Annotated in this window: 22 protein-coding genes and 1 pseudogene; 16 read left to right on the top strand and 7 right to left on the bottom strand. The window is 33.5% G+C overall.

The annotated features are described in order from the left end of the window. Positions 1-50: 50 nt before the first annotated feature. The 4 genes from CP370_RS05970 to CP370_RS05955 all read right to left on the bottom strand — a co-directional run bounded on the left by CP370_RS05970 (position 51) and on the right by CP370_RS05955 (position 2,427). Entirely contained in the window at positions 51-947 is an 897-nt protein-coding gene (locus CP370_RS05970; RefSeq protein ID WP_087712757.1) for a peptidylprolyl isomerase PrsA, read from the bottom strand. A gap of 121 nt (positions 948-1,068) precedes the next feature. Continuing rightward, entirely contained in the window at positions 1,069-1,419 is a 351-nt protein-coding gene (locus CP370_RS05965) for a YtxH domain-containing protein (protein ID WP_012846535.1), read from the bottom strand. Beyond that, complete coding sequence (locus CP370_RS05960) at positions 1,419-1,910, bottom strand: hypothetical protein (RefSeq protein WP_012846534.1); 492 nt, start codon at positions 1,908-1,910, stop codon at positions 1,419-1,421. The genes CP370_RS05965 and CP370_RS05960 overlap by 1 nt, the downstream gene beginning before the upstream one ends. 82 nt (positions 1,911-1,992) lie before the next feature. Next, on the bottom strand, positions 1,993-2,427 hold the full coding sequence (locus tag CP370_RS05955) for an HIT family protein (RefSeq protein ID WP_004897823.1): 435 nt from the start codon (positions 2,425-2,427) through the stop codon (positions 1,993-1,995). 95 nt (positions 2,428-2,522) lie between these two features. On the opposite strand from CP370_RS05955, the gene CP370_RS05950 reads away from it, so the two are divergent. Genes CP370_RS05950 through trmB form a run of 3 tightly spaced genes read left to right on the top strand, consistent with a single transcriptional unit; the run spans position 2,523 to position 5,141 of the window. After that, a complete protein-coding gene (locus CP370_RS05950) occupies positions 2,523-3,269 on the top strand; it encodes an ABC transporter ATP-binding protein (protein ID WP_004893604.1) in 747 nt (248 codons plus the stop codon). After that, positions 3,262-4,473 carry an ABC transporter permease gene (locus tag CP370_RS05945; RefSeq protein ID WP_087712759.1) on the top strand — a complete coding sequence of 404 codons (1,212 nt, stop codon included), beginning with the start codon at positions 3,262-3,264 and terminating at the stop codon, positions 4,471-4,473. The genes CP370_RS05950 and CP370_RS05945 overlap by 8 nt, the downstream gene beginning before the upstream one ends. An 11-nt stretch (positions 4,474-4,484) precedes the next feature. Continuing rightward, positions 4,485-5,141, top strand: coding sequence for a tRNA (guanosine(46)-N7)-methyltransferase TrmB (gene trmB, locus CP370_RS05940; protein ID WP_004893609.1), 657 nt, complete (start codon positions 4,485-4,487; stop codon positions 5,139-5,141). A gap of 70 nt (positions 5,142-5,211) precedes the next feature. Here trmB and CP370_RS05935 read toward each other — a convergent pair whose 3' ends face one another. Continuing rightward, the gene (locus CP370_RS05935) at positions 5,212-5,595 is read right to left on the bottom strand and encodes a hypothetical protein (protein WP_087712760.1); all 384 of its coding nucleotides are present in this window, start codon (positions 5,593-5,595) and stop codon (positions 5,212-5,214) included. Positions 5,596-5,729: 134 nt separating this feature from the next. On the opposite strand from CP370_RS05935, the gene CP370_RS05930 reads away from it, so the two are divergent. The 4 genes from CP370_RS05930 to murC all read left to right on the top strand — a co-directional run bounded on the left by CP370_RS05930 (position 5,730) and on the right by murC (position 9,173). Continuing rightward, positions 5,730-6,050 (top strand): thioredoxin family protein, encoded by a 321-nt coding sequence (locus tag CP370_RS05930; RefSeq protein WP_087712762.1) that lies wholly within the window; start codon positions 5,730-5,732, stop codon positions 6,048-6,050. Between the two features lie 24 nt (positions 6,051-6,074). Continuing rightward, positions 6,075-6,722, top strand: coding sequence for a YtpR family tRNA-binding protein (gene ytpR / locus CP370_RS05925; protein ID WP_004897815.1), 648 nt, complete (start codon positions 6,075-6,077; stop codon positions 6,720-6,722). A 110-nt stretch (positions 6,723-6,832) separates the two neighbouring features. Beyond that, the gene (locus tag CP370_RS05920; protein ID WP_087712764.1) at positions 6,833-7,477 is read left to right on the top strand and encodes a copper homeostasis protein CutC; all 645 of its coding nucleotides are present in this window, start codon (positions 6,833-6,835) and stop codon (positions 7,475-7,477) included. Between the two features lie 382 nt (positions 7,478-7,859). Next, positions 7,860-9,173, top strand: a complete 1,314-nt coding sequence (murC, locus tag CP370_RS05915; RefSeq protein ID WP_087712765.1) for a UDP-N-acetylmuramate--L-alanine ligase — start codon at positions 7,860-7,862, stop codon at positions 9,171-9,173. A 73-nt stretch (positions 9,174-9,246) separates the two neighbouring features. Here murC and CP370_RS05910 read toward each other — a convergent pair whose 3' ends face one another. Both CP370_RS05910 and CP370_RS05905 read right to left on the bottom strand, forming a co-directional pair. After that, positions 9,247-9,960, bottom strand: coding sequence for a GntR family transcriptional regulator (locus CP370_RS05910; protein WP_087712767.1), 714 nt, complete (start codon positions 9,958-9,960; stop codon positions 9,247-9,249). Positions 9,961-10,008: 48 nt separating this feature from the next. Then, positions 10,009-10,269: pseudogene (locus CP370_RS05905) on the bottom strand (2-deoxyribose-5-phosphate aldolase); the annotation flags it as partial. 413 nt (positions 10,270-10,682) lie between these two features. Here CP370_RS05905 and polA point away from each other — a divergent pair. The 9 genes from polA to CP370_RS05855 all read left to right on the top strand — a co-directional run. Continuing rightward, entirely contained in the window at positions 10,683-13,343 is a 2,661-nt protein-coding gene (gene polA / locus CP370_RS05895) for a DNA polymerase I (RefSeq protein ID WP_087712768.1), read from the top strand. A gap of 19 nt (positions 13,344-13,362) precedes the next feature. Beyond that, on the top strand, positions 13,363-14,193 hold the full coding sequence (mutM, locus tag CP370_RS05890; protein WP_087712770.1) for a DNA-formamidopyrimidine glycosylase: 831 nt from the start codon (positions 13,363-13,365) through the stop codon (positions 14,191-14,193). Then, positions 14,190-14,786: a dephospho-CoA kinase gene (gene coaE / locus CP370_RS05885; RefSeq protein WP_087712771.1), complete on the top strand. Its 597-nt coding sequence runs from the start codon at positions 14,190-14,192 to the stop codon at positions 14,784-14,786. The genes mutM and coaE overlap by 4 nt, the downstream gene beginning before the upstream one ends. A gap of 4 nt (positions 14,787-14,790) precedes the next feature. Beyond that, on the top strand, positions 14,791-15,255 hold the full coding sequence (nrdR, locus tag CP370_RS05880) for a transcriptional regulator NrdR (protein WP_011162337.1): 465 nt from the start codon (positions 14,791-14,793) through the stop codon (positions 15,253-15,255). Between the two features lie 7 nt (positions 15,256-15,262). Continuing rightward, a complete protein-coding gene (locus CP370_RS05875) occupies positions 15,263-16,603 on the top strand; it encodes a DnaD domain protein (protein ID WP_087712773.1) in 1,341 nt (446 codons plus the stop codon). Positions 16,604-16,617: 14 nt separating this feature from the next. Further along, positions 16,618-17,517 (top strand): primosomal protein DnaI, encoded by a 900-nt coding sequence (dnaI, locus tag CP370_RS05870; protein ID WP_087712774.1) that lies wholly within the window; start codon positions 16,618-16,620, stop codon positions 17,515-17,517. A 281-nt stretch (positions 17,518-17,798) separates the two neighbouring features. After that, on the top strand, positions 17,799-19,730 hold the full coding sequence (gene thrS / locus CP370_RS05865) for a threonine--tRNA ligase (protein WP_087712776.1): 1,932 nt from the start codon (positions 17,799-17,801) through the stop codon (positions 19,728-19,730). A 146-nt stretch (positions 19,731-19,876) separates the two neighbouring features. After that, complete coding sequence (locus tag CP370_RS05860; RefSeq protein ID WP_087712777.1) at positions 19,877-20,332, top strand: GNAT family N-acetyltransferase; 456 nt, start codon at positions 19,877-19,879, stop codon at positions 20,330-20,332. A 174-nt stretch (positions 20,333-20,506) separates the two neighbouring features. Beyond that, the coding region (locus CP370_RS05855) for a MucBP domain-containing protein (RefSeq protein WP_143467865.1) at positions 20,507-22,548 on the top strand (2,042 nt) is incomplete at its 3' end.

Raw genomic sequence — 22,548 nt, 5'->3', positions numbered from 1 at the left:
ACCAAGGTTAATGATGATTTTAACCTTGGTTTTTATATTATGTAAAAATTCTATTTTGAAAGACTATCTGATGAAACGTATTGAGAAAGAACGTTCTTTAAGTCTTTATCCTTGATAGAAACATCAGCACGCTTAAGTACAGTAGCAATTACGCTTCTCATAACATTTTGATCTTCGGACATGGATTTATAGATTTGATTATCAATTTGTTTCTTGTGTTCCTTGAAAGTACCTTTGGCAGGGTGCTTAATCATTTTAATTACGTGGTAGCCGTATTGAGTCTTAACTGGAGTAGTAGTGATTTCACCAGTCTTAAGTTTAAATGCGGCAGTCTTGAAACTAGAATCTAAAGTAGAATCAGTTGAGTCAAATGCAGGTAATTTACCAGCATCGTTCTTAGTAGCAGTATCAGTAGAATACTTCTTAGCTAGTTTCTTGAAGTCACCGCCATCTTGTAATTGTTTGATGACATCCTCAGCTGTACTCTTCTTTGAAACAAGAATGTGTTGTACAGTAACTTCTGGTTGATAACTCTTCCAAGCTTTCTTTTCTTGAGCTGGAGTAATCTTCTTGATGTGCTTCAAAGCAGCCTCAGTTAAAAGATTAGTCTTTAAGTTATCTTTAAAGGTAGAAGCGGTCATTCCATTTTGTTCAAGAACTGAGTCAAATTGACTACCATATTGCTTCTTGTACTTATTGTATTCTTTATCAACTTGCTTTTGAGTAACGTCTTTGCCGTATTGACTTTCTAGGGCATCAGAAACAATCATGCTGGCAAGAGTTGATTGACCTGCTTGAGATTCTTTCATCTTGTCGTAATATTGTGATTCGGTAATTTTACCGCCCTTATATGTAACGACAGCTTTACCGCCAGAACAAGCAGTAGCACTTAAGGCAATTCCTGCAAAAGCTAAAACAGTAGCTGCTTTTTTCCATGTTTTATTCATAAATTAATTTGCACATCCTTTGCTTAATTACAAATTCAAATATAACATAAAAACTCCCATTATCCCAATGGACAATAGGAGTTTTCTTGATATTTATAAAAAATACTAACAAATCTTAAAATTAAAGTTCATTTTTAATTCCATCAGCTGTGTCTTTTGCTTCTTTAGTTAAATTAGAAACATTTTCTTTCATTTGATCAACTTCTGGTTTAATGGAACTTTGAAAATCAGTTAAGTTATTTTGTATGTCTTTAACTGTTTGTTCAGTTTGTGGTAGATTATTCATTAATTCATTAGCAGCTTGTGTAGCTTGTTTTGTACTGGTAACTAATGAAGAAACATCATTTTTTGTGCCATCTAAAAAGAGACGAACGTCTTCTTTAACTTTATGACCAGTTTGTGGATTTGGGAGAAGAGAAATCCCTAATCCGGCTAAGCTGCCTAATCCTAATCCAATTCCAAAAAATTTCATTAATTTTCTTCCTTATGTTCTTCTTCGCTTGCGCCAGAGTTACTGTCTACTTTTTCTTCATCTTCAGTAGCGTCTTTAACATCATCGCTTGCGTCTTCAAGGTCTTCTTTTGCTTCATTTAATTTATTCTTAACTGCAGCAAAGACACGGTCATGGTCAACGGCTTTAAATGAAGCAGCAGAGAAGGCATCAACTAAATCATGAGCCTTATCTTTGAGTGAAGGGCGGTCAGACACTTCAACATCTTCGTCTTCACTTGGAGTTTCAGTAGTATCTGTTTCTTCAGTTTTATTTTCTTTTTCAGGTTGTTCCATTCTCTTTTCTTCGAGTTCATCATAAATTATCTTAACCCGGTGAACAGAATCAGTGAAATTATCTGCAGAATCCTTAACATCACTTCTAATTGAGTTACCACTTAATGGATTCTTAGCGTATGACAATAAGCCACCTGCAACAGTACCTGTAAGAATTCCTAATAAAAATCCAGACATAATGTATACCTCTTATCTATTCAATAATTTTTAACTTGATAACCACCTTTATTGTACCGCATTAAAGGCAAAATTACTGGTATTATAGATTGTTTTTGATAGCGTTTGCAACCGCTTGATAATCTTCTTCTGAATATTCGTCTGCATTGTTTACGTGAGGAGTAGAAACAGGATCATTTTCGCTTCTACGTGGAATTAAATGAATGTGTGAATGCATGACAACTTGTCCAGCGATTTCACCATTGTTCACTTCAACATTCAATCCTTTAATAGTTGGATCAGACTTCTTAATTGCTTGGGCAATAACAGGGATATATTGTAAAAATCTAGCAGCATCTTCTTGGCTGTAGTCAAAGAAGTTAACTAAGTGCTTCTTAGGAATAATGAGAGTATGTCCTTTAGTTACTTGTGAAATATCAAGAAAAGCTTTGACATCATCGTTTTCAAAAACTGTGTAAGAAGGAATTTCTCCTCTAATGATTTTACAAAATAAACAATCCTTTTCTAATTCTGTCATGATAAGACCCCTTTCTTAATGAAAAGAAAATTTAGTTTAACTTATGTTCATGCTATCATAAATATGTATCTTATTGCAGTAGAGAGGAAAAAGTAATGGCACTTAAAATTGAAAATTTAACTGGAGGATACTCTGGGATTAATGTCATTAAAAATGTAAATTTAACAATTGAACCTGGACAAGCTGTTGGTTTAATTGGTTTAAATGGTGCTGGTAAATCAACGACCATTAAGCATTTGCTTGGATTATTAAGAATGCAAAAAGGCAAGATTATTTTGAATGGGGTAAGCTTAACTGAAAATCCTGCCGAATTTAAAAAGATGGTTGCTTATATTCCAGAAACCCCAATTTTATATCCAGAATTAACTTTGAAAGAGCATTTAGAGTTAGTAATGCTTACCTATAATTTGGATCATGATCAAGCTTGGGCACGAGCAAAAGAATTATGCAAAATGTTTCGTTTAGAAAATAAGCTGGATTGGCTTCCAATTAACTTTTCTAAAGGGATGAAGCAAAAGGTAATGATTGTAACTAGCTTTTTAGCAAATGCGGATTTGTTGGTAATAGATGAACCATTTACTGGTCTTGATCCCTTAGCGGTAGCTAATTTTATTGATTTAGTTAAAGAAGCTGTTGCTGATCAAAAGATGGTTTTAATGACTACTCATGTTTTGGCTGAAGCACAAGAAGCTGTTCAAACATTTGCTGTCTTAAATAATGGCACGATTGAAACTGAAGGTAGTTTAAATGAAATTAGACAGTTTTATGGATTAAAGCCAAGCGATTCCTTTGATCGCTTATATCAAATTTTAAATCAGGAAACGGTGAAGAAACATGACTGATTTAATTAAAAATAGACTCAATAAAAACTTCAAAAAACAGATGCATTATCTGACTTTAGTTTTTAACGATTTTTTTATTTTGGCTTTGATTTTTCTATTTGGAGCTTTAATGTTTTGGTATGCACAAAACATAAAAAAATGGCCAAATAATCTTTGGTTTTATAAGCCTCTTTTAGCCTTAATTTGGACTGCAACTTTGGGAGTTGGTCATTTTGCTACTTTATTTGATAGGGCAGATGAACATTTCCTTTTTAATCAAGATAACGAAATGAAGGCGTACTTTAAGCCTTTATATCTGCATAATATGATCTTACCTGTTGTTTTAATTATTCTGGTATCAGGAATTTTATTGCCTTTTGCGACAATGAGAGCTGGCTTTTCAATTGGTGGCCTGATTTTCATTGTGATTGGTTTGATTGTCAGTAAGAATGTGCAATTTAAATTGATTGTTAGAAGTTTCTATTTTAACAAATATGATTATTACAATACTTGGCTATACCTAGGAATTAATTTTCTAGTCTTGTATCTTTCCTTTTTAGGCCATTATCCTAATCCAATTATTTATGCTACGATAGCAATTGCTGCTTGGGTTGGAGTAGACTATTTGTCACAGGAAAAGATGTTTGACTGGTATAAGGCATTAGATTATGAAGAACGAAGAGTAGATTTACTAAATAATTTCTATAGTATGTTTACTGATGTACCTGATAAGAAAGTACGAATTTCTAGAAGAAAATATTTAGACTTTTTAATTAAAACAACAGATCAAACGCCAAATACTTTCATTTACCAAAGAGTATTATTGCGAGATCCTGAGTACAGTAATTTATTGATTAGAATGATTCTGTTTGCAATTTTATTAATTGCATGCTTACAAGACGCAGGTTGGGCAATTGGTACAGGTGCTTTGATAATTTTCTTAACTCTTTATCAATTGATTCCTTTAGGAACAGTGTATGAGCATAATATGATGTATCATGTAATACCAATTCCGTTTGCTTCTAGAGGACAAGCTCTACGAAAAGTTCTTCAAAAGGGAATGTTACTTGAATGGGGATTAATTAGTTTAGCAATAATAATCTTTTCTCCGCAAAAATTAGAAGCATTTGGTGGAATTATTGCTTTGCTTGCCTTAATATTTTTATTGCTATATTTTTATTTACCAAGTAAAATTGAACAGTTATTTAAAAAAGTTAGATATTAGGTTGTGAAAAAATGAGATTAAGAAATAAACCTTGGGCTCAAAAATTAGTAGCTGAACATCCAGAAGCAATTTTAAACGAGCCGGATCCAGATAAGAAAATTAACTGGGAAGAAAGATTCGAAGACTTTTCTAAACCATTAGCAATTGAAATTGGTTCAGGAAAGGGTCAATTTATTACTACTTTAGCTAAAGAACATCCTGAGATGAATTTTATTGGAGTAGAACTTCAAACAACAGCTGCTGGGATGATTTTAAGAACTAAGCTTGAAGAAAAGATCGATAACTTGCAATTAATGTGTGCAGACGCTGCTAATATTGCAATGTATTTACCGGAAAATAGCGTAGACATTGTTTATTTAAACTTTTCTGATCCTTGGCCAAAGACACGTCATGAAAAGCGTAGATTAACTTATAAGAGCTTTTTAGATAAGTATCGTCAAATTTTAAAGCCAGAAGGACATTTAGAATTTAAGACAGATAATCGAGGATTGTTTGAATACAGTTTAGTAAGTCTTAACAATTATGGAATGAAATTTGATTATGTAAGTCTAGATTTACATCACGCAGATGATGAAATTTTTGAAAGAAATGTTGAGACTGAATATGAACATAAATTTGCAGCTAAGGGTAATCCAATTTACTGCTTGCATGCACATTTTGTAAAATAATTGATAAGAATACTTTGAAAGACAAAAAAGTGCCTAGAAAAATTTAATTCTAGGCACTTTTTTAGTCTAATTATTTACTTTGTAATTTTAATTCTAGGAGTAATTCATTTGTATAATTGACTGCCCTAAAAAATTTAGTAAAGGCTTTGATATGGTTACTGTTATCGACAAAATTGTCAAAAGTAAGAATCTCATCATTAAATTCGTCCATCACTTTTAAAGTATCATCTGAAGCTGATTTTAAGTGGGCAGGTAGCCCATTTTTTCTAGTATTGGTGGTAATTGTAGCTGCGATTTTATGATATGCAGAAATTAATGAGGAAAGTTGGTCAATATTTTTTTCAATAATCATAATCCAATTATCAGGATCTTTTCTAATATCTTGAACCATTTCGTCAAAAACTAAGTGTAATCGATAACCGTCATGGAGTAATTCCTTATTCATATCAACCATTATTTTAATACCTTCTTTCTATATTTTTATTGTAGATCGTTTTTAATTTAAGCTAAAAAATCTGAGACTAGATTTTTGAAATAAAAGGATGTAAAATAATTATAACTTATAAAAAGTAAGAAAAGGTGAGATAAATGGAAGAAATTAAAGAATTAACTCCTGAAAAGTTAAAAGAAATTACCAAAAATGGAAAAGTAGTATTACTATTTTCAGCTACATGGTGCCCAGATTGCCGCTTTTTAGATCCATTTTTACCACAAATTGAAGAAGATAATTCTGATGCAAAATTCTATAAGGTTGACCGTGATGGATCAATTGATGTAGCCAAAGAATTAAATATCTTTGGAATTCCTAGCTTTGTTGTCTACCAAGATGGCAAAGAAATTGGTAGACTAGTAAATAAGGACAGAAAGACTAAAGAAGAAGTAGAAAACTTCCTTAACTCTCTCAAATAGTCTAGGAAAGGAAATTTACTAGAAATGATTATTTCTACCAATAAAACAAGTTACCCTGATACTTTAATTGTGATTTTAGACCAAGATAAAGGTCGCAGTAAATTCACAGAAAAAGATCAAGTTACAAGGGTTGAAAATGAGGATGGAGAAGTTATTGGATTTAATTTCTTTAACGTAAGTAGCTTTTTAGACTACGATAAGCTACCAAATGGTGAAGTTAAACCAACACAAGAATTAGTTGATGCTTTAAACAAGAAAATTGCTGAAGCTGGTTTTGATACTAAGCTAGAAATTGGCAAGCCAACTCTTGTTTATGGTTACGTTAAGACTTGTGAAGCACACCCAGATTCAGATCACTTACATGTAACTACTGTGGATGTGGGTAATGGTGAAGAACATCAAATCGTTTGTGGTGCTCCAAATATTGCTCAAGGCCAAATGGTAGTTGTGGCACTTCCTGGTACTTTAATGCCAAATGGTCAACAAATTTGGCCAGGTGCACTTCGTGGTGTTGATTCATACGGTATGATTTGTTCAGCACGCGAATTAGGCTTAGCACATGCTCCTCAAAAGCGTGGTATTATGGTTGTTCCTGACGACTTTAAAGCTGGCGATGAATTTGAACCAACTAAGTGTGATGAATTATTAGCTAGTGGTCAAATTAGTCTTTAAAATAATACTCTTAAGTAATAACGATTATAAAACCCGGAATTCAACTGAATTTCGGGTTTTGTCGTAAGTTATAGTGTAAAAGTAATCTTAGATTGGAAAAAACATAAATTTTGATTAAAGAAGTATGTGTTGAAAATTTTACTAACGTACCTTTGATGATTGAACGTGGTGCTGATCGAATAGAACTAAATAATGACTTATCTGTAGGTGGGACGACACCTTCTTTTGGCGTAATTAAAAAGACTGTTGAGTATACACATAAACATGATGTTCCCGTAATTGTAATGATTAGACCTCGTGGTGGAAATTTTGTCTATAGTGAGGATGAACTAGAGATAATGATTAATGATATTCAAATATGCAGCTTACTAGGTGTAGATGGAGTTACTTTCGGGTGTTTAACCAGGGAAAAGCATTTAGATAAGAGGGCAATGAATAGATTGCTTTCAGTAGCGCATGCTGGAGACTTAGAAGTGGTGATGCACATGGCATTTGATGAATTAACAAATGTTGAACAAAAAGAAGCCATTGATTGGTTATCCCAAAATAGAATTAAACGTATTCTTACTCATGGTGGACCATTAGATCGTCCAATTACTAATTGTTTTGAGAATTTAAAAGAATTAAATAAACAAGCTAAGGGTAAAATTGAGATCTTACCTGGTGGTGGTATAACAGATGAGAATGTAAATTCTGTTATAGAAACAATCGGGGTCACTCAAGCTCATGGTACTAAAATATTAGGTAAAATTTAGGCTAGTGTAATTTTAAACTCCTTCTGATGAATTATATGTCAGCTTTTATTTGCTAATAGTCTTGCATAATGGTAGAACTATGAATATATGAATCAAAATTCATATGTACTCGACATTTTTATCATGTTATTTAATTAGAAAAAGTGTTATAGTGAAGATGTAAGAAACGGTTTTGGCGCGAATTGATGATCAAAGTTACTTAATATTTTTAGGGTCCAATATAATTAATTTGGTTGAAATTAAAAAATAAAGAAAGTAGGGAGTAAGGATGAGCTAACTACTTTCTAATTAGAACATAACGCTGGGGTATGTTCTTTTTTTGTGCTAAAAATGGTAGAATTAAAGCGAATATTTTGGCATAAACTATGGAGATATTAATAATATGTTAGACAAAAATAAACAAATTTGGTTCATTGGCATTAAAGGAACTGGTATGGCATCCCTAGCTTTAGTTTTGCACGACTTAGGCTATAATGTTGCAGGTAGTGACATTGAAAAGTACACCTTTACTCAAGTTCCTCTTGAAAAAGCTGGTATTGAAGTAAAAAACTTTGATCCAAAAAATATTAAGAGCAATGCAGAACAAGTAATTGTTAAAGGAAATGCTTTTAAGCAAGATAATCCTGAAGTAGCAGCATGTTTAGACAAAAATGTTGAATGGCAAAGCTATCCTGATACAGTAGAAGAAATTGTACAGATGCATACTTCAATTGGTGTATCCGGTACTCACGGCAAAACCTCAACTACTAGTCTCTTGTCCCATGTTTTAGGTGAAGTAGCTCCTACTTCCTACTTAATTGGTGATGGCCGTGGTAAAGGAGTAGAGGGTTCACGTTTCTTTGTTTATGAAGCTGATGAATATCGTCGTCACTTCTTGGCATATCATCCAGATTACCAAATTATGACTAACATTGACTTTGATCACCCTGATTACTTTAAGGATCAAGATGATTATACTAGTGCTTTTCAAACTGCGGCTGATCAAACTAAGAAGGCTCTCTTTGTTTGGGGAGATGACAAGCGTTTGCAAAGTTTAAAGACTGATATTCCTAAGTATACTTATGGCTTTAAGGACACTGACGATTTTCAAGCAGTTAATATTGAAAAGACAACTACTGGCTCTAAATTTAATGTTTTAGCACATGGAAAAGACCTTGGCCGTTTTGAAATTCACTTATTTGGTGATCACAGTATTTTAAACACTACTGCCGTAATTGCAGTTGCTTATACTGAAAAAGTTCCAATGGATGATATTAAGGAAGGTCTGCTTACTTTCAAGGGCGCAAAAAGACGTTTTGCCGAAAAAGATTTTGGGGATGTTTCCGTAATTGATGATTATGCTCACCACCCAACAGAAATGCGTGCAACTATTCAAGCTGCCCGTCAAAAATTCCCAGATAAAGAATTAGTGGTAGTTTTCCAACCACATACTTTCTCAAGAACTAAGAAATATCAAAAAGATTTCGAAGAAATCTTACGTGATGTTGATAAAGCATATGTTACTCCTATCTATGCTTCTGCACGTGAAGCAAGTGGAGATATTTCAAGTGAAGATTTAGTAAATAATATTCCTGGTTCAGAAGTAATTGATTTAGACAACATCGCTGATTTAACTAAGCACAAGAATGCAGTTGTTGTATTTATGGGTGCTGGTGATATTCCTAAGTATGAAGATGCTTATGAAAAGTTACTTTAATTGAATAGTTTTAATTATGATAAAAGGATTGACTAGACTTTTGCAATAAAGTAAAAGATCTAATCAATCCTTTTTAGTTAATATTGAGATCAATAATAAACGAGTTCAAATCTCCACGGTAAGTGGCAATTGAGTATTCTATTTTTTGATCCTTTTTTGTATCTCCATAACTATGAAAGTAAAAAACAGGATCATTTTCCTTAATTTTTAAAGTTTTAGATATAGTTGAAGAAGCTTTTTTAACTTCTAATTTTCTTGTGACATGGGTGACAGGTAAATTTCTTTTCCTAAGTTCATCGTATAAGGATGCTTGTGAAAAATCTATTTTATTTAGATCTGGAACAAGTTTAGTAGGAATATAAGTAGTTACTTCAACAATTGGAACCGTGTCTACATATCTTAGTCTAACTAATTTAAAGACTGAGTCAGAAGTAGATAAGTTTAAAGCACTTTGTATTTCTGAAGTAGGATTAATTTTATCAAAAGAGATCACTTTAGTTATCGCTTTTAATCCCTTATCATCCATTTCTTGGTTGTAACTTTGTATTACATGAGTAAATTCTTGTGTAATCTTGTTTCTTTTAACAATAGTACCTAATCGCTTGCGTTGCTCTAAGAATCCTTGTTGAACTAGATTATGAATTGCATGGTTAATTGTCGGACGACTTGTATTGAATTCAGCAGCTAGTTCAATTTCTTTTGGCAATAAACTATTAAGAGGATAGGTTTGATCGATAATTCTTTGTTTTAAAATAGCTTCAATTTTTTTATATTTTGCTTCAGTCATTTATCTATTAATCTCAATTGTAGTTACGTTGTCATCTTGCATCCGCTGTTTAATAGCATCTTCAGTATCAAAAACTTTTGATTCGATAGTTTGTTGGCCTAATGGAAAAGCAATTGCTGCTCCAGTGTCAATATCAGTATTCTTAAGTTGTTCTGAACAAAACTTAGATTGAACCTGATTGATAGCCACCATTTTGAAGTGGTATTTCTTCGCTTCATCACATAGTTTCTTCATATCTTCATTAGAAGCATCAGCGTGTAAATTAGTATGGTCAATTAAGCGGGCAAAATCATCAATAGTGTATTTCATTTTTAATCCTTCTTTCAAATATGTAATTACATATTATAAATATATAGTAGATCTGTGAAAGCGCTTTGCCAAAAGCTGAAATCTTTAGGCATGTCGATCTTTGGCTATGGACAATGGAAAGGTCGACAAAATTTAAACTTGTTAATAGATGACTATCAACAAAAAGTACCTATTTTCACGAAAAAAGTAGAATCTAAGTAAAGATATTCCCCTATAATTATTTTTTACTTAAGTATTCGATAAAAGAAATCACATTATAGCAGAGATGTGGTTTCTTTTTTTGGTTATATCAATATTAATAAAGAGTTAGTTTGAAAGAAAACTAAAGCAAAGTAGATAATTAAATCATAGAAGAAAAACTGTTAAAATAGTTAAGAGACTAATTTGACAGTTTTTTATTTAAGGAGAAAAATATGGCACAAAAGAAATTACTTTTAATTGACGGCAACTCTGTGGCCTTTCGTGCCTTTTATGCTTTATACCGTCAGCTTGATCGTTTTACTAGTCCAGATGGCCTGCATACAAATGCAATTTTTACTTTTAAAAATATGCTTGACGCAATCATGAAACAGACTAATCCAACTGATGTTTTAGTTGCTTTTGATGCAGGAAAAGTTACTTTTAGAACTGAGATGTATCAAGATTATAAAGGTGGTCGCCAAAAAACACCGAGTGAATTGTCAGAGCAACTTCCGGTAATTCGTGAAATGCTTAAAGACTTAGGAATAAAGAGTTATGAGCTAAAGAATTATGAAGCTGATGATATTATTGGAACACTTTCTAAGATGGGAGAAGATGCTGGGTATACAGTTGATATTGTAACTGGAGATAGAGATTTAACTCAGCTTGCATCTGATAAAACCACAGTATTAATTACTAAAAATGGAGTTGGCGATACAGAAGCATATACTCCAGACCATATGAAAGAAGTTAACGGTGTTACTCCAACCGAATTCATTGATATGAAAGCTTTGATGGGGGATAGTTCAGATAATTATCCTGGTGTAACTAAGGTTGGCCCAAAAACTGCATCCCGTCTAATTCAAAAATATGGTTCTATTGAAGAACTTTATGAACATGTAGACGAAATGAAAAAGTCTAAGCTAAAAGAAAACTTAATTAATGATAAAGATAAGGCATTTTTAGCTAAAAAGTTGGCCACTATTGATCGTGATTCGCCAGTGGAAGTAAATCTGGCTGATACTAAATTACAAGAACCAAATATTGAAGATTTGCGTAATTTGTATGAACGTTTAGGATTTAAAAAATTCTTAGCAGAATTAGGTAGCACGGGTACGACTAGTAGTGAACAAGAGATTGAAAAATACGAATATCTTGAATTAACTAATGAGAATATCGTTGAACTAGATAAAATCAGTGAAAAAGAAGTAACTTTTTATTTAGCAATGCTAGGTGATAATTATCATCTGGCTCCAATTGAAGGCTTTTCTCTAAAAGTTGGTAATAAGATTTATGTATCTAAAGATCCAGTTTTGTTGCAAGAAAATCCACTTTGTAAAATGCTAGAAGATAAGACCATCAAGAAGAATGTTTTTGATATTAAAAGAACTTATGTAGGTTTACATCGACTAAATCTCAAGGCAGAAGGTCTAGACTATGATATGCTTCTTGCTTCATATTTAGTTAATAATGAAAATAATTCGAATGATCTTGGAGAAGTAGCTCATTTATATGACGATTATTCTGTAAAGACTGATTTAGAAGTTTACGGAAAAGGTAAAAAACAAGCTGTACCTGACGATAATGAATTCTTTGAACATTTAGCAGCTAAAGTCGCAGTAATTGAGAAATTAAAGACTCCACTTCTTGAAAAACTAAAAGATCATGAACAAGATGATTTATATGAAACAATTGAAATTCCAGTGGCTTTCGTCTTAGCAAAGATGGAAATTACTGGAATCAAGGTTGAAGCATCCGTTTTGAATCAATTAGGTAATGATTTTGCAGTTAAGTTACAAGAACTAGAACATAAGATTTATCAACAGGCTGGTGAAGAATTTAACTTGAACTCACCTAAGCAGTTGGGGCATATCCTATTTGAAAAATTAGGTTTACCACCAATTAAGAAGACTAAGACTGGTTACTCAACATCTGTTGAAGTATTAGAGCAATTAAAAATGAAAAGTCCAATTGTTTCAGAAATTTTGGACTATCGTCAAATTGCTAAAATTCAAAACACTTATGTTAAGGGCTTGCTTGAATGTATTCAGCCTGATGGAAGAATCCATACTCGTTATTTACAGACTTTAACAGCTACCGGTCGTCTTTCTTCAGTTGATCCTAATTTACAAAATATTCCAACCAGAACTAATGAAGGAAAGCAGATTAGAAAAGCTTTTGTTCCTTCAACAAAAGATGGGTATATTTTCTCTTGTGATTATTCTCAGGTTGAACTAAGAGTGCTAGCTCATGTTTCTGGGGATGAACATATGCAAGAAGCATTCAAGTCAGGCTATGATATTCATGCCCACACTGCAATGAAGATTTTCCACTTGGACTCACCTGATGAAGTAACGCCATTAATGCGTAGACATGCTAAAGCTGTTAATTTTGGTATCGTTTATGGTATTTCAGACTATGGCTTATCTAAAAACTTAGGTATTAGTCGTAAGCAGGCTAAGACGTTTATTGAAAATTACTTTGAACAATATCCTCAAATTAAAAATTATATGGATGACGCAATTAAAAAGGCTCGTGAGAATGGCTATGCAGAAACAATTATGCATAGAAGACGGTATTTACCAGATATTCATTCAAAGAACTTTAATGTCAGAAGTTTTGCGGAAAGAACTGCAATTAATTCTCCAATTCAAGGATCAGCAGCTGATATTATTAAGATTGCCATGATTAATATGCAGAAAAAACTTGATGAACTACATTTAAAGACTAAAATGGTTTTACAAGTACACGATGAATTGATTTTTGATGTGCCAAAAGATGAGTTAGATACAATTAAGAAAATTGTTCCAGAAGTTATGCAGTCAGCTGTCAAATTAGATGTTCCACTAATTGCTGATTCTAATTGGGGTCATAATTGGTACGATGCAAAATAAACAGTAAGTAGGTGATACGATGCCCGAAATGCCAGAAGTAGAGACAGTTAGAAGAACTCTAATTCCTTTAGTTAAAGGAAAAACAATTGCTAAAATTATTATTTGGTATCCAAAGATTATAGTTAATGATCCAGATGAATTCGTTAAAAAATTAACGAATAAAAAAATTTTAAAAATTGATCGTTATGGCAAGTATTTACTATTTAGATTCAATGACGGCTTGACGATGGTTTCGCATTTGCGAATGGAAGGAAAATATCATTTAGTAACTCCTGATCAGCCTAAAGGAAAGCACGAGCATGTGGAATTTGTTTTTACTGATGGAACTGCTCTGCGCTATGATGATGTACGTAAATTCGGAAGAATGCATCTAGTAGAAACCGGTACAGAAAAACAGACAACTGGAATTCGGCACCTTGGCCCTGAACCAAATACTGAAGAGTTTAGTGTGGATTACTTTATTAATGCTCTAAGTCGAAAGAAGAAAAATATTAAGAATACTCTTTTAGATCAAACAGTAGTTTGTGGTTTAGGAAATATTTATGTTGATGAAGTATTGTGGCAGAGTAAAATTCATCCCTTAAGTAGTGCGAAGTCAATTCCTGCTGACAAGATAGTAGATTTATATCACAATATAAATCATACGATTACTGTTGCAACTAAAGAGCGTGGTACTACGGTACATACTTATTTGGATGCTAATGGTGATATAGGTGGTTATCAAAATATGCTCCAAGTTTACGGTCATGCGGGTGAAGAGTGTAATAATTGCGGCACTATTCTAGAGAAAATTAAAGTAAATGGACGCGGAACTACTTTCTGTCCGCATTGTCAGGTGCTATACAAATGACATATTTTTTAGGTTTAACTGGTGGAATTGCTAGTGGCAAAAGTACAGCTGATGAATTTTTTAAAAAGAAAAAAATTCCAATTATTGATTCAGACTTGATTGCTCATAAAATAATGGAAATTGGGCAAAATGGCTATAAAGCAGTAGTAGATTATTTTGGTACCGATATTCTTAATGATGATCAAACGATCAATCGTCGTAAGTTAGGTGGAATAGTTTTTAACGATAAAGCTAAGTTGAAAAAACTTAATGAATTAACACATCCACTTGTCCACCAAGAAATTAAACAACAAATGGCACAATATCGTGCAAATCAAGAAAATTTAGTTGTAATTGATGTGCCCTTATTATTTGAATCTAGCTTTGAAAGTTTATGTAACGGTGTTTTGGTTATTTCTATTTCACCAGAATTACAGATTGAACGTTTAATGAAACGAAATGACTTCACTAAAAAAGAAGCTATAGTTAGAATAAATAATCAAATGCCGTTAAGTGAAAAAGAAAAAAGGGCTACCTATGTAGTGGCTAATACTGGTACAATAGGTGACTTAGAGAAAAAATTATCTGATTTATTACAAGAGATAGGCAGGTAAAAAAATGGAATGTCCAAACTGTCATAAAAATGCTTCAAGAGTAATTGATTCTCGTCCAAGTGATGAAAATAGAGCAATTAGAAGACGTAGAGAATGTGAAAATTGTGGTTTTCGTTTTACAACTTTTGAAAGAGTAGAACGTTCACCTTTATTAGTAGTTAAAAATGACGGAACCCGTGAAGCATTTAATCGCGATAAAATTTTACATGGGGTAATGATGGCCGCACAAAAGAGACCAATTTCAAGTGAACAACTTGATGCTTTAGTTGACCATGTAGAAAATGAAATTCGTAAGCAGGGCCTTAATGAAATTTCATCAAAAGATATTGGTAACTTAGTAATGAAAGAGTTAGCAAACTTAGATGATGTAGCTTATATTCGCTTTGCAAGTATTTACCGTCAATTTAAAGATGTTTCAGGATTTATGGAAGCCATGGAAGATATGATGGCTAAGCATGATAAGGAGTAGATAGTCAGTGTTTGAAAGTGCTGATCCAAAGCAGCCTTTTTATGTGGCTAATCAAGTAGCTGTTAGTGAAGAAAATATAAGGGTCTTAACTACTCTATTTGAACCCCTTGTAGGAATACAAGGAGTAGGATTATATATAACTTTGACAAAAGAGTTTGATGAAGTTCCGTTTGCCAAAGATTATAAAACTTTGTATCAACTTCAAGACCAGACAAATCTAAAATTAGAAGATTTATTTTCCACCCTACATCATTTAGAAGCAACAGGGTTGATTAAGACTTTTATAGGATCAAATCCAGTTTTAGGAGAAACTTTGATTTTTGAAGTGGAAAAGGTTCCCTCAGCTGGTGAATTTTTTCATACATTTTTGTTATCTAGTTTGTTACTTGAACGGGTTGGAAATGTAACTTTTAATCGCTTAGTAGAAAAATTTACACCGCGCACTTTTATTGGATTAAAGGATGCTAAAGAGGTTACTAGTGGATTTTTTGACGTATTTCATCTAAGTGCTGAGAGTGCAATTGATGCTCCGATGGAAGTTAAAGAAGCAGCAGTTGAAGTTCCTAAAGATAATAAGAGTGAAATAAAGCTAGGAAATGAGCCTGTAAAGATTGATTGGAGCTTTTTAGTCGACTTATTTGCAAGCTATCATATTGACAAAGAAGAAGTTTTAAAGCATCAGGTAGAAATTAAACAAATTATTGATTTTTATCACTTAACGGAACAGGAATTTGTGGAAACTTCTCTAATTACTATGTCGGCAGGTACAGATAAATTAAATATGTATGCAATTCAAAATGCTGTTAACGAAAACTTTGGCCTTAATCGAAATAAGGAAATGGTTAGAAAACAGTTGCAGCAAAAGCCTAAAGATGCCGATAAAACAATTAAGAACTTGTCAACAGAAGATGCAGAGTTGATTCGAGCAGTAGATAGTAAAACTCCCACTGATTACCTATATGAATTAAAAGAAGAAAAGGGTGGTTATGTAACTGCTAATGAAAAGAAAGTTATTTATCGTTTGCAGGATCAGATGGGTTTAACACCGCCTTTAATTAATCTAATAGTTCATACTTGTTTTGAATATGATGCTGTCTTAACTAATAATTTAGCAGATCGAATTGCTAATGATTGGCTTCAAAAGAAAATTACTACACCAACTGAAGCAATTGCATATCTTAAGGAACGTAAGAATAAGCGTAAACGTCCATCTTATCGTACTCAGAAGAAGACCGTCCGCAATACAACTGACTGGTCCGAGTATGAAAAGAAAAATCAGTCTAAAAAAACATCGATGTCTGCGGAAGAAAGAAATCGAATTTTTAGAGAATTTGGTAAAAATGAATAGGAAGTGTTGTACTGGTGGAAGATATTTCTGAAGTAATTACACGAATTATAAAGAAACGCAAATTAGGTGAAGATAGCAAAAAAATTGCTAAAACAGCAATAAAGCATCCAAAAGTTCAAGACTTTCTCGCACAGAATAAAGAAAGATTGAACAAAGAAATTGTCCAGGCATCCCTTCCTACAATTTTCAACTATGTTGAACAAATTGAGTCACCTAATCCAGTGATGGAGGGATATACACCTAAACTTTTTCTTAATGGAAAAGTAATTGATATTACCTATGTCCCTACTGAAGCAAGACTGAATTCAGAAGCTAAAAAGCGCGCAGAAAATAGAATTGAACTGATTGATCTACCTGCTAAGCTTCGTCATGTTGAATTAGCAAATGTTGATGCAACTCCTGAACGTGAGAATGCCTTGAATGAAGTAGCAATGTTTTTAGCTGAATTTAAAAAAAATAAGCATATAAAGGGACTGTATCTAACTGGCGATTTTGGTGTAGGAAAAACTTATATTCTAGCTGGTGTAGCTAATGCAATAGCACGACAAGGAAGTAGAGTAGTTTTTCTACATGTCCCTTCTTTTATTGCTAGTTTAGGAAGTCATTTCCAAAATAATAGTTTAAACGATGAGATTGATCGCATTGCTTCAGCTCCGGTTTTGATTTTTGATGATATTGGAGCAGAGACGTTAAGTGAATGGTCACGAGACGATGTATTAGGTGTAATTCTACAAAAGCGGATGGATAATGTTTTACCAACATTTTTTAGTTCGAACATAACAATGGACGGCTTAAATGAACATTTTGCCGAAACTAGAAATAGCGTTGATGAAGTTAAGGCAAGACGTTTGATGGAACGAGTTCGTTTTTTGAGTAAAGAAGTTTTTGTTGGTGGCAAAAATCGTCGAAATTAATTTTAAAATTTTACTTGCATCTATTTGATGAGCTAGTATAATGAGAGTCAATGAAAGACATGATTTTCTTCACTTCAGAGACAGGGGCCTAGTTCTGGAAGCTCCTGATTAGAAGAAAACCCCAATTTCATTCCTGAAATTTTTTATATTTGGCTAGGTACCATTAACGACCTTTAGAGGAATTAATTTTATGATTAATTCGAATTTCGGGTGGAACCACGTATTTTAACGTCCCAGCACTATTTTTAGTGCTGGGATTTTTTATTTGGAGGTAAAAATTTATGAGTTTTTCTGTAACTTTGCCAGACGGCTCTAAGAAAGATTTTGATAAGGCAGTTTCTGTTAAGGAATTAGCATCTTCAATTGCTACTTCTCTAGGAAAAGCTGCTGTTGGTGCAAAGATTAATGGAGTAATGAAGCCTTTAGATTATATCGTTGATGAAGATGTAGACGCAGCTATTATTACCGATAAAGATGAAGAAGGCTTAGACATTTTACGTGCTACTGCAGCATTCTTACTTGAAGCTGTTGCAAAGCGCAAATACCCAGAATTACGTTTGGGGATGCACGAAGCTGATGAAGGTGGTTTCTTCGTAGATACTGATAAAGAAGATCAAATCAAGGTTACTGAATTACCAGAACTTGAAAAGGCAATGCAGAAAGCCATTAAGAATGGAGAAAAGATTGAATATACTTCAATGAAGAAGAGTGAATTGGAAGAAATCTTTAAGGATGACCAATTCAAATTGGATCTTTTGAAAGATGAAGAAGACGAAGTTGCAGTTTACAAGTTAGGTGACTTTGTTGACTTTGGCTTTGATGCTTTATTACCAAACACTGGTAAAATTAAGAACTTTAAGCTTTTATCAGTTGCCGGTGCATACTGGTTAGGTAAATCTTCTAACCCAATGCTTCAAAGAATTTTTGGTACTGCATTCTTCAAGAAGGCTGCTTTAGATGAAGACTTGAAGCGTCGTGCTGAAATTAAAGAAAGAGACCACAGAACTATTGGTAGAGACTTAGACTTATTCTTTGTTGATCCTAAAGTTGGTGCAGGTCTTCCTTACTGGATGCCAAAGGGTGCTACTATTCGTCGTGTTGTTGAAAGATACATCGTTGATAAAGAAGTAGCTGATGGTTATGAACACGTTTATACTCCAGTCTTAATGAACGTAGATGCTTATAAGACTTCTGGTCACTGGGCACACTATCGTGATGACATGTTCCCACCAATGGACATGGGTGATGGCGAAATGCTTGAACTTCGTCCAATGAACTGTCCTTCACATATTCAAATTTATAAGCACCACATTCGTTCATACCGTGAATTACCAATTCGTATTGCTGAATTAGGTATGATGCATAGATATGAAAAATCAGGTGCTTTGTCAGGTTTGCAACGTGTACGTGAAATGACTTTGAACGACGGACACACTTTCGTAGCACTTGATCAAATTAGAGAAGAATTTGCTAAAGTTTTGAAGTTGATCATGGATGTTTATAAGGACTTTGATATTACTGATTACTACTTCAGACTTTCTTACCGTGATCCAAAGAATACTGATAAGTACTACGCAAACGATGAAATGTGGGAAAAATCTCAATCAATGCTTAAAGCAGCTATGGATGACCTTGGCCTTGATTACGTTGAAGCAGAAGGTGAAGCAGCATTCTACGGTCCTAAGCTTGATATTCAAACTAAGACTGCTTTAGGTAATGATGAAACTATGTCAACTATTCAACTTGACTTCATGCTTCCAGAAAGATTTGGCTTAACTTATGTTGGTCAAGATGGTGAAGAACACCGTCCAGTTATGATTCACCGTGGTATTGTTGGTACTATGGAAAGATTTATTGCCTACTTAACTGAAATTTACAAGGGTGCATTCCCAACTTGGCTTGCACCAGTTCAAGCAGAAATCATTCCAGTTAATGAAGAAGCTCATGGTGAATATGCTGATAAAGTACGTGAAGAATTAGCTAAGCGGGGATTTAGAGCAGAAGTAGATCATAGAAATGAAAAACTTGGTTACAAGATTCGTGAATCACAAACTCAAAAAGTTCCATATACTTTAGTTTTAGGTGACGAAGAAATGAATGCCAAAGGCGTAAACGTTCGTCGCTATGGTACAGAAGAACAAATTTCTAAGAGTTTAGATGACTTCATTGCTGAAATCGATGCAGATGTTAAGTCTTACTCACGTGAAAAATAATTAATTTTTAGCTGCAAATAGTTTTTTGCTATTTGCAGCTTTTTTTATGAGGAATATAATTGTTAGTAATTTTAGTAAATGGAGAGATGAAAAATGAGATTACGTTTGTTGCCTTTTTAAATTAATTTAGAAAGGGCAGATACAAAATGAAAATTATAATTAGAGAATATCAAGCTGAAGACTATCATCAAATTGAACGAATCCATGATTTGGCTAGATTGCAAGAGTTAAAAATTGGAAAAGCTGAAAAGTATTTTAAACCTTTAGAAAAAGCTATTTATAAAGAGGATTTATTTAATTCTAAAATTTATGTAGCATGTGATAAACAAAAAATTATTGGATTTATTGCCGTCAAACCAAATATTTTAGATTATATTTATGTTGATCCCGCCTATCAGGGACAAGGAGTTGGGAAGAATCTCATTTCTTATGTCTTAAGAATTATGAAGCGTCCAATAACTTTAGAAGTTTTTCAGGAAAATAAAGTTGCTAAAAAATTATATTCGCATTTTGGTTTTAAAACTAAAAAAATTATTTATCAGCAGTGGGATGGTAATGATCCACAAAAATACTCTGATGAAACAATGGTTTTAGAGAAATAATTCATTGTAGTAATATCTTACTCACGTGAAAAATAACCAATAACTTAAAAAATTAAACCAAGAATTCCGTCTTTTGTAGAGAATTCTGTTTTTTTTTTATGCATGATAAAGCTTTACAAAAGTGTTACTATAATGGTGTAATGTTATTATATTTTATTTTGTGTGAGGTATAATATGAAGAATTGGATAAGTACAAATGAGAAACAACGTTTCGCATTGAAGAAGATTGCAGGTAAGACTGTGTCTGTCTTGATTGGGACAACATTGTTTGGGTTCTACTTGGGAACTAAGACTGAAGTACATGTGGTTAAGGCTGATACAATCACTGATGTATCAACCAAATTAGAGCAAGCAAAACCTGAAACAACTCCAGAAGTAGACACAAAGTCTGCAATAAAAGAGGCTTCAGATAACGTAGCCAGAGATGCTGTGCAAACAACAGATACGACAAATAATAAAGAGCAATCAGCAACGCTGGCTACTCCAATTAAATCATTAGCTCCTACTGTAGCTTCAAATAAAACTAGTGAAGTAAGCGATAGCTTAAAAGTACCAACTGAAAAAACTACTGAGCCGACATCTAACTTAAATACTGAAAATAATCAAAAAGATGCTGTGCAAACAACAGATACGACAAATAATAAAGAGCAATCAGCAACGCTGGCTACTCCAATTAAATCATTAGCTCCTACTGTAGTTTCAAATAAAACTAGTGAAGTAAGCGATAGCTTAAAAGTACCAACTGAAAAAACTAGTGTGCCGACATCTAACTTAAATACTGAAAATAATCAAATTGTTAAGAATTTTCTAGCTGCTTCACTTGTATTAGCTTCAAGTACTAGGTCACTTGCAACTGATCAAGAAGCAGAATTACCTGAATCGAAACAAAGGTTCGAACTTCAACCTACTTCATTTTACAATGGCTTAGTTTCAACAGAAAAAGCTAAAGGTAAAGAAGCTACATGGTTGTGGAAAGCTTTAAACTCTTATTGGCATTCCGATGAAGGATATACGAAGATTAAAGATACATTGAATGATGGAAACTTATATTACTTCGCTGTTTTTGCTGATTATAGTAACGGTGATCACAATTTTATCTTAGTAGCGCGCGATAAAAACGATTTGGATAATCCAACCATTACAGCCAAAATTGTCGATTTTTATAGAGGGGTGAATACTGAAACGCTTACAGTTGCCGCAAATAGCTCTCAAACAAGTACTGAAAGTACTAAGGGTCGCTATACTATTCAAAACTTTGGTAATGGTTCATATTCTGTTACTCTAAATACTGGTACTAACCCTTATGGATTATTACCAGTAATTGATAGGGGCCTTTTGAATCCTGATCTTGCTGGTAAGAGAAAAGGTGAGTATGACGCGATTGCTAAGAGCAAGTCGATTAGTAGTTATTCTAGCTACATTCCTAAACGGCGTACCCAACTCATACGCTATGTAGACCGAGCAACTGGCAAAGATCTTGTACAGCCAATTAAAATAAGTGGCTACGGCAACCAGCAATATCAAGCAGACGATATTACCCCCCCAACTGTTGATGGTTATACTTATGAGGGGTCTTCAGGCTTTGCCACTGATGGACTTAAGTATGGTGATTCAGGTATTCCAACTGCTGGTCATGTTACTGAATTTAGTGTCGGTGAAACCTTTGACCTCTCTGAAACTAGCGATGTCATGGTTAGAAGTACCGTCATTGATAAGTATGGTGATATTCGCTCAGTTGTATACTACAAAGGCAAACCTCTAAACAAAACTGTCGGTACAAGTGGTGTGAGGATCTTAGGAACAAGCGATAGTACCAATAAGATGTACTTTAACATCGATGGTAGGAACTACACGTTTATTAATCCGGTAACCGCTACTGATAATAGTACTGTATACTACTATGCCAAGACTGGTCATGAGCAAGAGAGTACCATGACTGTTCACTATATTGATGTTACCAATAGTGGGATTAATAGTAACTTTATCCCAAGTGACGGTACAGAAATAGATAAATATAAACAATTTTTAACTGGAAACATCGGTGAAAAATACAACAATACTTTAAAAGCTCTTGAAGGCTATCAGATAGTAGCAAAAGATAAAGCAGCTGAAACAGGCACTTACTCAATTGATGCACACGATGCCTATGTATATGTGAAGCAGCAAGACGCCGATAAGTACGAACTGAAACCTGGCAAAGAAGTCAAAGTTGATAA

Source organism: Lactobacillus sp. UMNPBX19 (genome assembly GCF_002553805.1).
GTDB lineage: Bacteria > Bacillota > Bacilli > Lactobacillales > Lactobacillaceae > Lactobacillus.
The sequence above is the reverse complement of the archived record's forward strand: the minus strand, read 5'-3'. Positions and strand labels throughout refer to the sequence as shown.